Below are 12,232 nucleotides of genomic sequence, written 5' to 3'. Positions count from 1 at the left end.
ACCCACAGAACAGTCGTCCACATCACGATCGAAGCCTTGCCAAGCCCACCAGACGGCTAACCGAACGGCATTGCGGCTAGAGGTTGTCCTCGGGCAGCTCGCCCCACTCCCCGTCGCCCTCCCCCGGGCTCGGTATCGGCTGGGAGGGGCCGCTCCCCCCTCCCTCACCCTCGGAGGGCTGGGGCTCCTCCCCCGGGGTGCCCTCCCCGCCCTCCTCCTGCTCCGACTCCGAGGGCTGCGCCGGCCCCGGCATCTCCGGCGGCGGGAACTGGAGCATCCACCAGTACAGGAGCGACACCAGCAGCAGGAGCAGCAACAGGACGAGTCCCAGCCCGCCGATCAGCCACCAGTTGCCCCTCCCCGACTCCACCGCACTGTCACCGCGCGCCGCCCACGGCGCCCACCGCACCGCGGTCCCGCCGCGCGAGCCGGCCCAGTGCGGCATGACCACCGGCCCGTGCTCGGTCACGCGCCCCGCCCGGGCCGCCGACTCCAGGAAGTCCTCCGCGCCCGGCCCCGAGGCGTCGTAGGGCACCGCGACCCACAGGGGCGACCGGCCGTCGGTGCGTGCGGCGACCACGTCCGAACTCTCCCTGACCGCCTCCACGAACCGGGAACGCGCCGGACCGTCCCCTCCGGCTCCCGAGTCGAGCACCGCCACGCTGACCTGGCCCCCGGAACCGTCCCGCCCCAGGTACACCACGCCGAGGGAGGAGTCGCGCAGCCTTCCCACAAGCCGGTACCCGCCCAGTTGGCGCGGATCGCCCTCGTTCAGTCCCATCGTGGGAACAGCCATGTCACGCCCCCTTTTCCAACCCCACCCGGTTCGCTTCGCCGCGTTGTGTACCGGACCGGTGGCCGCGAAGCAGGTAGTGTCGCCACAGGTGGGTGATCCACAACCTATCCGGTGCCCCCGCGCGGGGCTCCCAGCCAGGAAGGCGGGACATGGCAGAAACCTCACCCGGAAACGGCTCCGCGCCCCCGTCGGGCTCCGAGAGCGCACCGGGCGAGCCCACCAGGCTGCTGCGCGCGGCGCTGCACGAGGTGTCCACGGTCATCGTGGGCCAGGAACGCATGGTGGAGCGCTCCCTCATCGCCCTGGTCGCCAAGGGCCACTGCCTGATCGAGGGTGTTCCCGGCATCGCCAAGACCCTGGCCGTGTCCACCCTGGCCAAGGTCACCGGCGGCTCGTTCACCAGGATCCAGTTCACTCCGGACCTGGTTCCCTCCGACATCGTCGGAACGCGCATCTACCATCCCTCCACCGAGAAGTTCGACGTGGAGCTGGGCCCGGTCTTCGCCAACTTCGTGCTCGCCGACGAGATCAACCGTGCTCCGGCCAAGGTCCAGTCGGCCCTGCTGGAGGTCATGGCCGAGCGGCAGGTCTCCCTCGGAGGGACGACCTACCCACTGCCCTCCCCGTTCATCGTCATCGCCACACAGAACCCGGTCGAGTCCGAGGGCGTCTACCCGCTGCCCGAGGCCCAGCGGGACCGGTTCCTGATGAAGGTCGACGTCGGTCACCCCCGCGCGCACGAGGAGATGGAGATCCTCCGCCGGATGTCCAGCAGCCCGCCCACCGCGCACCAGGTCCTGGACCCGGTCACCCTGAGCGAGTTGCAGTCCGACGCCGAGCGGGTGCACGTCCACCAGCTCATCGCCGACTACGTCGTGCGGCTGGTCATGGCCACCCGGGAGCCGGAGGCCTACCAGATGCCCGATCTGCGCCAGGCGCTGGAGGTGGGTGCCAGTCCGCGCGCCACCCTCGGCCTCGTGGCCGCGGCGCGGGCCCTGGCCCTGCTGCGCGGGCGCGACTACGTGCTCCCCGACGACGTGCGGGTGCTCGCCCACGACGTCATCGCCCACCGGTTGGTGCTCACCTTCGACGCCTTGGCCGACGGGATCACACCGGCCCAGGTGGTCGACCGCATCCTGTCGACCGTCCTCGCGCCCCGGGTGATCTGGGACGAGCCGCCCAGCGGAGAGACCGCTTCCTTCGCCTCCCCGAGGTGATCGTGTGACCACACCGGCGATCGGGACCGATCCCCGCCTCCGCGCCGCCCTGCGCCGCCTCGACCTGCAGATCGTCCACCGGCTGGAGGGATTGCTGCACGGAGAGCACCTCGGCCTGCGGCTGGGGCCGGGGTCGGAGGCCGCCGAGGCCCGCGTGTACCAGCCGGGCGAGGACGACGTGCGGCGCATGGACTGGGCGGTCACCGCGCGCACCGACATCCCGCACGTGCGCGACCTGGTCGCGGACCGGGAGCTGGAGAGCTGGACCCTGCTGGACCTGTCGCCGAGCATGGACTTCGGTACCGGGCTGCGCTCCAAGCGCGATGTCGCGGTCGGCGCGATGGTCGCCGCGAACCTGCTCACCCAGAAGGTCGGCGACCGGTTCGGCGCCCACTTCCTGCACCACGGCAGGATCCGGCGCTGGCCCGCCCGGTCGGGCAAGGAGGCGCTGCTGGCGCTCCTGGCCACGGTGGCCGCAGCTCCGACGGGGGACGAGCGGTCCCCCTCCCCCGAACGGGCGACCCTGGCCGACGCGGTCGCGGACCTGGTGCGCACCCGCCGTCGCCGAGGGCTGCGGGTGGTGGTGTCGGACTTCCTGGACACCCCCGCGTTCGGCGGGGACGTCGACTGGGAGCGGCCCCTGCGCCAGCTCGCCTCGCGCAACCAGGTGCTGGTGGTGGAGGTGGTCGACCCGCGTGAGCTCGATCTTCCCGAGGTCGGGGACGTGACCATGCGCGACCCCCGGTCGGGCCGGGTGCGCGACGTGCGGCTGACGAAGGCGGTGCGCGAGCGCTATCGTCAGGCCGCGAGCGACCAGAGGGTGGCGGTACGCGACGCGCTGCGCAGGTGCGGAGTGCACCACCTCGTGCTACGAACCGACCGGGACTGGGTACTGGACACGGCACGGTTCGTCATCCACCAACGGCGCACCGCGCACCACCTGGCCCGCCACACACCGGGTTTTCCCCGGTGAGAGCGGCACACGACGGAACCGAACGAGGGCGCGGGGCCGGACCCGCTGGACAGTGCCAAGGCACGGGGGACTGAGCGATGACCTTCCTGGAGCCCCAGAGGCTGTGGTGGCTGCTCCTGATCGTCGTGGTGATCGGGGCGTACGTGTTCGCGCAGACCCAGCGGCGCGAGTACACGCTGCGCTTCACGAACCTTGCGCTGCTGGACCAGGTGGCGCCGCACCGGCCCGACATCCGCAGGCACGTCCCGGCCGTGCTGTTCGTGTCGTCCATGGCGGTGCTGATCGCCTCGATGGCGCTGCCGGCGATGCCGGTGGAGCAGCCGCGTGAGCGGGCCACCATCATGGTGGCCGTGGACGTGTCGCTGTCCATGGCGGCCACCGACATCGAGCCGGACCGGTTGCAGGCCGCCAAGGAGTCGGCCCAGGGGTTCGTGGAGACGCTCCCGGACAGGTTCAACGTGGGGCTGGTGGCGTTCTCCTCGACGGCGACCGTGGTGTCCTCGCCCACCCAGGACCACCAGGCCGTGATCGGGTCGATCGAGAACCTCCAGCTGGGGCCGGGTACGGCGATCGGCGAAGGGGTGTTCGCCTCCTTGGAGGCGATCAGCAGCTTCGACGAGGACTCCGAGGACGACCCCCCGCCGGCGGCGATCGTGCTCCTGTCGGACGGGGAGAACACCAGCGGACGCGACATCGTGCAGGCCTCCTCCACGGCGGCCGAGCAGGAGGTGCCGGTGTCCGCGATCGCGTTCGGCACGGGGGCGGCGATGATCGAGATCGACGGCTACCAGGTGCCCGCCGACATCGACAAGGAAGCGCTTCAGGGCCTGGCCCAGGAGACCGAGGGGCACTTCTACGAGGCGGAGAGCGAGACGGAGCTCGACGAGGTCTACGAGGACATCGGCTCGTCCCTGGGCACGGAACTCGTGCACGAGGAAATCGTCACACGGTTCGTGCTGGTCGCGATCATTCTGGGCATGGCCACCGCGCTCACGTCACTGCTGTGGTTCCAGCGGTTGCCGTGAGGCGGGCGGGGTCTGAAACCCGCCATACACCATGCGTGCGGTGACTTTGACCACATCCCTTTAGGTGGGGTTTACACCATTTGCGTCAGGCCCACGGGTTAGCGTTGGCATGTTTTGTCAGCCCACTCTGTTGAGGAACGATGCCGAACACACCCGCACCGCCGACCGCCATCTGCTTCGACCTGGACGACACCCTCATCGACGACGCCGGAGCGTCGTCCCAGGGACTGCGCGCGGTCATGGAGCGGCTCGGCCACCCGGACTTCGGCGCGGCCCGCGCCTTGTGGGACGTGCAGACCGAGATCTCCTTCGCCGCCTACCTGCGGGGAAACCTCACCCTGGAGCAGCAGCGCCGCGAGCGTGTCCGTGCCCTGGCCGTTCAGGCCGGACACGCCGACATCGCCGACCAGCACTGCGACGACCTCTACCGCCTCTACCTGGAGGCGCACCGCTCCGCCTGGAGGGTCTTCCCCGACACCGTTCCGGCCCTCAACGCCCTGATGTCGGCCGGCTACCGCCTCGCCCTGCTCACGAACGGGGCCGAGGCACTCCAGCACGCCAAGCTGCAGGCACTGGAGCTGACCCCCTACTTCCACGCCGTCGTGTGCGCGGACACCGCGGGGGCGGGCAAGCCCGACCCGCGCATCTTCCACATGACCGCCCGGCGGTTGGGCGTGGACCCCGCCTCCTGCTGGCACGTCGGCGACCAGGTCCAGTCCGACGGTGTCGGCGCGGTCGCCTCGCGGATGCGCCCGGTGCTGATCGACCGTCACGGCCGCCAGCGCTTCGAGGGCCTGACCACCATCAGCGGCCTCGACGAACTGCTGCGCATGGTCGGGCTCGGTGTGCCCGGCCTGGCCCCGGCCGCGGGGTCCCTGTGACCGCAGCCCCTCCGGCCAGACCGGCGCGGCGCGTCACCGCCCACCTGGTCACCGCCGGTCCCGCCGGACCGGGCGTCCTCGGCGCACGCGTGCTGTTCGGGCAGGACCCCGCGGACGTGGTCCGCGACCTGGGCCGGCTCTCACCCCACACGCCCCTGAGGGCGGTGGACGTACTGACCGAGCTGGTGGAGGCACCCGACGGCACCCCCCTGCACGTGGACCGGGTGGTCTTCGCCGAGGCCGGAACCGGAGCCGCCTGGCCGACCGCCGCCGGGCGCACACTGACGCCCTCGGCCGCCGAGCTTCTGGCCGACGAGGAGTTCCCCCCGGACACCCGCCCCCGGCTGCGCCGGTTCGCCGCGTACGGGATCGTCACCGACCCCGCCGGGCGCGTCCTGCTCAGCCGGATCGCCGAGGGGTTCCCCGCGGCCGGCACCTGGCACCTGCCGGGCGGGGGCGTCGACGCGGGCGAGGACGTGCGCACGGCGCTGCGACGTGAGGTGGCCGAGGAGACCGGCCAGGACGGTGAGGTCGGCGCGCTGATCACCGCGGCCAGCCACCACCGGGTGCCGCCGTCCGGCTACGAGATCTACGCGGTGTGGGCCTTCTTCCGCGTGTACGTCGCGGACCCCGGTCCGGCCCGGGTCCTGGAGGAGAACGGCTCGACCTGCGACTGCGGTTGGTTCGGTCCCGAGGAGGTGGCCGGCCTGCCCCTGTCCACGACCGCCCGCAGAGGGCTCGCCTACATGGTCGTGCAGGGCGGCGACGGCGCGTAGGCGGCGCCCCACCCGCGCGGCCCCACCGCGGACGCAGCGGGGCCGTCCCGGAACACCCCTAGCGCTGCGCGATCCACACGCGCAGCCACCACAGGCCCGCGCCGAGCGCCAGGACCGCCATGCCCGTGATGACGGCCGGCAGGGGCAGGCTGCACGCCAGGACCACGCACCCCACCAGTCCGGTCAGGGGGACCAGCAGCGGCGGACGGGTCTCGTCCGGCCCCAGCCTCAGCGCCGAGGCGTTGGTGATGGCGTAGTACACCAGCACACCGAACGCGGAGAAGGCGATCGCGCCTCGCAGGTCGGTGGCCAGGACCAGGACGGCGACCACGGCCCCGACGGCGACCTCCGCCCGGTGCGGCACCCCGTGGCGGTCGTGGACCGCGGCGAGGGAGCGGGGCAGGTGTCCGTCGGAGGCCATCGCCGCGGTGGTGCGCGACACCCCCAGGATGAGGGAGAGCAGCGCGCCCAGACTGGCCACGGCGGCCCCCACCACCACGACCGGCACCATCCAGGGGAACCCGGCCACCTGGACGGCGTCGACCATCGGCGCGGTGCTGGTGGTGAGGCGTTCGCGCCCCAGCACGATCAGCAGGCCGGTGCCGACGACCAGGTACAGCGCCAGCACGCCGCCCAGGGACAGCATGATGGCGCGGGGGATGGTGGTTTCGGGGTCGCGGACCTCGCCTCCCAGGGTCGCCACCCGCGCGTACCCGGCGAACGCGAAGAAGATCATCCCCGCCGCGCCCAGCACGCCGAAGGAGCCGGGCCAGGGGCCCAGGCCGTCGACCTCGGCGACGGCCGCGAGGCGGCCGCTGAGGAGCATCGTGGCGACCACGGCCGCCAGGACGGCCAGGACCACGCCCAGCAGGAGTTTGACGACCAGGGTCGAACGTCTCAGGCCCCGGTAGTTGAGCGCCGTGAGCGCCACCACGGCGGCCACCGCCAGCGGCTTCTCCCATCCGGGCAGGACGTAGGCGGCGAAGGTCAGCGCCATCGCGGCGCACGAGGCGACCTTGCCGACGACGAAGGACCAGCCCGCCAGGTAGCCCCACAGCTCGCCCAGGCGCTCGCGCCCGTAGACGTAGGCCCCGCCGGACTGGGGGTGGCGGGCCGCGAGCCTGGCGGAGGAGACGGCGTTGCAGTAGGCGACGGTGCCCGCGATGAGGATGGCCACGGGCAGCCAGGCCCCGGCGCCCAGTGCCGCGGGGGCGAAGACGGAGAACACTCCCGCTCCGAGCATCGAGGCCGCGCCGATGGCGACGGCGTCGACGGTGCCGAGGACCCTGGTGGGTCCGGCCTGGGGCCCGGAAGAGGTGGTCAACGAGGTCTCCTTGCGTGAGTACTCCCGGCCCGCGCCGGGCGGCAACGCGCTTCTCCCCGGAGTTCCTCCGGCAAGAGCACAGCGGTACCTCGGAACGTGGCGTCGGGGCCTGTGCTGCTCGGGTGGTCCTGCCCCTCGTCCTCCGTTCCCCGGTGGACACGACGAAGTCCCAGCCCGTGGGGGCTGGGACGTCCCCCCGCCGAGGGGGCGGGAGTCGTGTCCGACTTCCGAGTGTGCCCGATGCCGGTGACCACCGGGTGCAAACCTCCTGTTGCGGAGGTGGCCGGTTCCGGACCCTCAGGCTCCCAGTGCGGACGAGTGGCGGCTGTGCGCCGGTGGTGTCAGGTGGGACGCCACGGGGTCCCGGCGTTGTCGTTGATGTCCTCCGCGGCGACCTGCCGGAGCTGGCGCGAGAGGTCGGACAGGGCGCGCGAGACCGCGAGCTCCTCCCCGATCTCCGGCATGTCCAGGTCCGTGGGGTGCTTGCGTGCCATTCCGTGACCGCGCAGGGCCGTACCGTCGTCGGCGACCAGGCCCACCTCGGCCCAGGTGCGCGCCGCCTCGCCCTCGGCCTCCTCCGCGACCACGACGTCGACGTTCCAGCGCTTCATCGTGTGCATGGGATCCACCCCCTCCGCTTCCGCGCCCGTGTCTTCGGGCGGGTGTTCGATGTGGGCGTCCGGGCCCGGGTAGACCAGGACGTCGTGCTCGCTCTCCGCGTCGAGCCAGCGCACCTGGTACGGGGGCGATCCTCGGTCCCCCCGGATGCTGGTGACGACGCCCGTCCTGCGGTGGGCGTCGGCGCGCGGGCTCTCGACCACCAGTCGGTCCCCTACCTCTGCTCGCATGGGATACCCCACAAACCTCGGATACCTCCATCTTCCGCACTCCCCCGGGCGAGGTCTCCGGGGTTGGGGATTTCGTACCCGCGGGGAGGTGAGGTTTTTGCCGGGCACGGCGCCGCACCGGCCCTGGTAGCGTCACGGCGTGGCCAAGCACTACTTCGACCCCGACCCCGACGCCGCCAGCCGGCCCTCCACCGCCGACCTGGTCCTGCCGGATCTGCACCTGCGCCTGAACACCGACCGGGGCGTGTTCTCCCCCGACAAGGTCGACCTCGGCACCAGGGTGCTGTTGGAGACGGTTCCGGCCCTGCCCGCGGGCGGCAGCCTGCTCGACCTGGGATGCGGTTACGGGCCCGTCGCCCTGACCATGGCCTCCCGCGCCCCGGGCGCGGTCGTGCTGGGCGTGGACGTCAACGCCCGCGCCGTGGACCTGGCCCGGCGCAACGCCGCCGGGCACGGTCTGGACAACGCCCGGTTCGCGGTCGTCTCCCCCGAGGGCGACCTGGCAGGCGAGCAGGGTGGGGACGGCACCGCTCAGGTGCCCGTTGCCGAGGACCTGCTCGGCCCCTTCGACGCGCTGTGGTCCAATCCACCGATCCGGGTGGGCAAGGGTGTGCTCCACGCGATGCTCCGCACCTGGGTCAACCGGTTGACCCCCGAAGGGGTGGCCCACCTCGTGGTGCAGCGGCACCTGGGCTCCGACTCGCTCCAGAAGTGGCTGGACACCGAGGGCCTGCCCGCCGAACGGGTGGCCTCCCGTGCCGGTTACCGGGTTCTGGCCGTGCGCCGTTCGGGCGGCTGAGCGACGTTTTGCCTGGATGTGTGACGGGTCATGCGTGCGCGCGGGCCCGCTGACAGGTAGCCTGTTGCGAACATCCGCACACCGGGACCGCCCGGGTACACCCGCTGAGGAACACACCGCAGTTGAGCACGCAGTTGCGCCCCACCGACGTCAAACGCCTGAACCGTGAATGGCGACGACGCACCGAGGGGCGACTCGCCCTCATCGTCGAATCCGTCACCCAGCCCTTCAACCTGGGGTCGATCCTGCGCACGTGCGCGACCTTCGGGGTGGACCAGCTCTGGATCACGGGCAACAGCGCGGACCCCGACGACCCCAAGGTCGGCAAGACCGCCCTGGGCACCGCCGCGAAGGTGAGCCACACCCGTCTCTCCTCCACCGCCGAGGCCCTGGCCGCGGCGCGCGCCGACGGGTACAAGGTCGTGGCCGTCGAACTGGCCCGGGGCGCGGTGCCGCTGCACGCCGCCCCGCTGGAGCCGGACGTGTGCCTGGCCGTCGGAGCCGAGGACCACGGCTGCTCCCCCGCCCTCCTCGCGGGCGCGGACGCCGTTACCTACATCCCCCAGATCGGGCGGGTGGGATCGTTGAACGTGGCTGTTGCCACCTCGATCGCCCTCGCCGAGGCCCGCCGTCGTGAGTGGGCCTCCTTCGGCGAAGGGGCCGACGCTCCCGTCGGGAGCTGAGCACCGGGAACTTTCCCGGCAGCCTCTTCGTCATTCCCATCGCAGTACCAACACCAGTCACACACTCAACGCGTGTCAACGCAGAGAGAGGAACAGTGGACCCGTCTCGAAGTACCAGCAGCATCCCCCATGGATGCTGTGACCCTGACCCCGACGAGCCTCCTTCTCCGAGGGGTGCGCACCCCCGTAGCAACCAGGATCCGACCGTGAGCCGGAATCAGGCGGTGCGTGCCCGATGATGAGCACAGTACTCAGTATCGTCTTCGGATTCCTCGTGGTCTTCCTGATCACCGTGGCGACGGGCTACTTCGTCGCCCAGGAGTTCGGCTACATGGCCGTGGACCGCTCGCGGCTGCGAGCCAGGGCCGCGGCCGGTGACGCGGGGGCCAAACGGGCCCTGGGCATCACCAACCGCACGTCGTTCATGCTCTCCGGCGCCCAGTTGGGCATTACCGTGACCGCCCTTCTGGTGGGTTACGTGGCCGAGCCCATGATCGGCCAGGGCATCGGTGAACTCCTCGGCGGCATCGGCGTCCCCGCGGGGACCGGCGTCGCCATCGGAACGGTTCTCGCCCTTCTGTTCTCCACCGTGATCCAGATGGTCTTCGGTGAGCTCTTCCCCAAGAACCTGGCGATCGCCCGGCCCGAGCCCGTGGCCCGCTCGCTGGCGCTGTCCACGGGGATCTACCTGAAGATCTTCGGACCGGTCATCTGGCTCTTCGACCAGGCCGCGATCCTGCTGCTGAAGGCCATACGGATCGAGCCGGTGGAGGACGTCCAGCACGCGGCGACCGCCCGTGACCTGGAGAGCATCATCGCCGAGTCCCGTGAGAGCGGAGACCTGCCTGCCGAGCTGTCCACCCTGCTGGACCGGACCCTGGACTTCCACGACCGCACCGCCGGGCACGCGATGATCCCGCGTCCGGAGGTGACCACCGTGGAGGAGGGCGACCCCGTCAGCCGCGTCGTCGACCTCATGGCCTCGGACCACTCCCGTTTCCCGGTCCTGGGCGACGGGGTGGACGACATCGTGGGCGTCATCTGCCTGCGGGACGTCCTCGCCCTGGGCGACCGCGACCTGTCGAACGTGAAGGTCAGCGAGGTCGCCCGGGAGACCGTGATGGTTCCCGCCTCCCTGCCGCTGCCCGTGCTGCTGGACCAGCTGCGCGAGGTCGGCGAGGAGTTCGCCTGCGTCGTGGACGAGTACGGCGGTCTGGCGGGCGTCATCACGACCGAGGACCTGGCCGAGGAGCTGGTCGGCGAGATCGCCGACGAGCACACCCCGGACGAGGAGTCGCCGTCCGACCTGGACGGCGAGGGCTCCTACCTGGTCCCCGGCGCGCTGCACATCGACGAGGTGGAGCGGCTGATCGGACACGACCTGCCCGAGGGCGACTACGAGACCATCGGCGGTCTGGTCATCCACGAGCTGCACCGGCTGCCCGAAGCGGGCGACCGGGTGGACATCGCCCTGCCCCGCCCGGCCAGCGCCCATGACGGCGACCCCGACATGGCGCTGACACTGATCGTGAACACCGTGCAGAGGCACGTTCCGCACACGGTGGAGCTGCGTCTGCGCGAAGCCGCCGAGAACGGTGCCGAGGAGGTGCGCGCATGAGTGACATGAACGTGTGGGTGGCCATGGCCGTGACCGCGGTCATCATCGCGCTGAGCGCGTTCTTCGTGGCCATCGAGTTCGCACTGGTCGCGGCCCGCCGCTACCGGTTGGAGGAGGCTGCGGAGACCAGCGCCTCAGCGAGGGCGGCGCTCAAGAGCGCCCGCGACCTGTCGCTGCTGCTGGCCGGGTCGCAGTTGGGCATCACGCTGTGCGCCCTGGCGCTGGGCGCGATCTCCAAGCCCGCGGTCCACCACCTGCTGGAGCCGCTGTTCAGCGGCCTGCCGAGCACGGTGGCGTACGTGGTCTCGTTCGTGGTGTCGCTGATCATCGTGACCTTCCTGCACCTGGTGGTGGGTGAGATGGCGCCCAAGTCCTGGGCGATCTCCCACCCGGAGAAGTCGGCCATCATGCTCGCCCTGCCGATGCGGGCGTTCATGTGGTTCACCCGTCCGGCGCTGCTGATGCTGAACGGCATGGCCAACTGGTGCCTGCACCGTCTGGGTGTGGAGGCCGTGGACGAGATGTCCTCGGGCCACAACCCGGAGGACGTGCGGGAGCTGGTGGAGCACTCGGCCAAGGCGGGCGCGCTGGACGCCGAACGGCGCGCCCAGCTGGCCACCGCCCTGGAGGTCAACTCCCGTCCTCTGAGCGAGATCGTCACCTCGCGGGAGGAGATCGCCTCGGTCTCCCCCTCCCACGGGGTCGAGGACATCAAGCAGGTGTCGCGCGAGTCCACACACCTGAGGCTGGTGGTGATGGACGGGGAGGAGCCCGTGGGCGTCCTGCACGTGCGCGAGGCCCTGACGAGCCCGGCCGGGACCACCGCGGCGGACCTCATGCGCCCGGTGCTCACGCTGCCCTCGGTGACGCCGATGTACGCGGCGATGAGCATCATGCGGGAGAGCCGCAGCCACCTGTCCCTGGTGGAGGTGGACGGAGAGGTGATCGGCCTGGTCACGCTCCAGGACATCCTGGACCGTCTGTTGCTGCTGGAGACGGCCGCCTGACGGTGGTGTGACCGGCACGCGACAGGGGCCGGGAGGGTCGTTCGACCCTCCCGGCCCCTTCGTGTCGGGCCGCCCCCGCGGGGCGGCGGTCCGCGCCGCAGGGCTCCTTGACCGGTCGTCGGCCCGGGCCAGCACAGGACGGGCCCACGCAGGAGGGGGAGGGCGCCGTGCGCGCCCTCCCCCTCCTCACCGGCGCTTGCCGCCCCCCTTGCCGGAGTCGGTCTCGGCCTCGGGGTGCAGGGCGCCGAGCTCCATGAGGAGGTTGACGCCGTCCTTGATCTGGCG

12 protein-coding genes are annotated in these 12,232 nt (G+C 71.6%); 9 read left to right on the top strand and 3 right to left on the bottom strand.

The features are described from left to right. Nucleotides 1-76: 76 nt before the first annotated feature. A complete protein-coding gene (locus tag ACFWTE_RS28235) occupies nt 77-796 on the bottom strand; it encodes a hypothetical protein (RefSeq protein ID WP_378782959.1) in 720 nt (239 codons plus the stop codon). Nucleotides 797-945: 149 nt separating this feature from the next. Here ACFWTE_RS28235 and ACFWTE_RS28230 point away from each other — a divergent pair, with 149 nt between their 5' ends. The 5 genes from ACFWTE_RS28230 (at nt 946) to ACFWTE_RS28210 (ending at nt 5,668) form a co-directional block, all read left to right on the top strand. After that, nucleotides 946-2,013, top strand: coding sequence for an AAA family ATPase (locus ACFWTE_RS28230; RefSeq protein WP_378782958.1), 1,068 nt, complete (start codon nt 946-948; stop codon nt 2,011-2,013). Between the two features lie 4 nt (nt 2,014-2,017). After that, nucleotides 2,018-2,986, top strand: a complete 969-nt coding sequence (locus tag ACFWTE_RS28225) for a DUF58 domain-containing protein (protein WP_378782957.1) — start codon at nt 2,018-2,020, stop codon at nt 2,984-2,986. Nucleotides 2,987-3,063: 77 nt separating this feature from the next. After that, nucleotides 3,064-4,011: a VWA domain-containing protein gene (locus ACFWTE_RS28220; RefSeq protein ID WP_378782956.1), complete on the top strand. Its 948-nt coding sequence runs from the start codon at nt 3,064-3,066 to the stop codon at nt 4,009-4,011. Nucleotides 4,012-4,151: 140 nt separating this feature from the next. Next, complete coding sequence (locus ACFWTE_RS28215) at nt 4,152-4,892, top strand: HAD family hydrolase (protein ID WP_378782955.1); 741 nt, start codon at nt 4,152-4,154, stop codon at nt 4,890-4,892. Continuing rightward, nucleotides 4,889-5,668, top strand: coding sequence for an NUDIX hydrolase (locus tag ACFWTE_RS28210; protein ID WP_378782954.1), 780 nt, complete (start codon nt 4,889-4,891; stop codon nt 5,666-5,668). The genes ACFWTE_RS28215 and ACFWTE_RS28210 overlap by 4 nt, the downstream gene beginning before the upstream one ends. Before the next feature lie 58 nt (nt 5,669-5,726). Here ACFWTE_RS28210 and ACFWTE_RS28205 read toward each other — a convergent pair whose 3' ends face one another. Further along, nucleotides 5,727-6,992: an APC family permease gene (locus tag ACFWTE_RS28205; RefSeq protein ID WP_378782953.1), complete on the bottom strand. Its 1,266-nt coding sequence runs from the start codon at nt 6,990-6,992 to the stop codon at nt 5,727-5,729. 341 nt (nt 6,993-7,333) lie between these two features. Beyond that, nucleotides 7,334-7,840: a dsRBD fold-containing protein gene (locus ACFWTE_RS28200; RefSeq protein WP_378782952.1), complete on the bottom strand. Its 507-nt coding sequence runs from the start codon at nt 7,838-7,840 to the stop codon at nt 7,334-7,336. A gap of 139 nt (nt 7,841-7,979) precedes the next feature. Here ACFWTE_RS28200 and ACFWTE_RS28195 point away from each other — a divergent pair, with 139 nt between their 5' ends. The 4 genes from ACFWTE_RS28195 (at nt 7,980) to ACFWTE_RS28180 (ending at nt 11,947) form a co-directional block, all read left to right on the top strand. Next, nucleotides 7,980-8,639 carry a class I SAM-dependent methyltransferase gene (locus ACFWTE_RS28195; RefSeq protein WP_378782951.1) on the top strand — a complete coding sequence of 220 codons (660 nt, stop codon included), beginning with the start codon at nt 7,980-7,982 and terminating at the stop codon, nt 8,637-8,639. A gap of 122 nt (nt 8,640-8,761) precedes the next feature. After that, the gene (locus ACFWTE_RS28190; RefSeq protein WP_378782950.1) at nt 8,762-9,322 is read left to right on the top strand and encodes a TrmH family RNA methyltransferase; all 561 of its coding nucleotides are present in this window, start codon (nt 8,762-8,764) and stop codon (nt 9,320-9,322) included. 235 nt (nt 9,323-9,557) lie between these two features. After that, nucleotides 9,558-10,940, top strand: a complete 1,383-nt coding sequence (locus tag ACFWTE_RS28185) for a hemolysin family protein (protein ID WP_378782949.1) — start codon at nt 9,558-9,560, stop codon at nt 10,938-10,940. Continuing rightward, complete coding sequence (locus ACFWTE_RS28180; protein WP_378782948.1) at nt 10,937-11,947, top strand: hemolysin family protein; 1,011 nt, start codon at nt 10,937-10,939, stop codon at nt 11,945-11,947. The genes ACFWTE_RS28185 and ACFWTE_RS28180 overlap by 4 nt, the downstream gene beginning before the upstream one ends. Nucleotides 11,948-12,232 lie beyond the last annotated feature (285 nt).

It is taken from the genome of Nocardiopsis sp. NPDC058631 (assembly GCF_042716955.1).
Lineage (GTDB): Bacteria > Actinomycetota > Actinomycetes > Streptosporangiales > Streptosporangiaceae > Nocardiopsis.
Note: the sequence above shows the minus strand (reverse complement) of the source record. Positions and strands in the feature narration are given on the sequence as shown.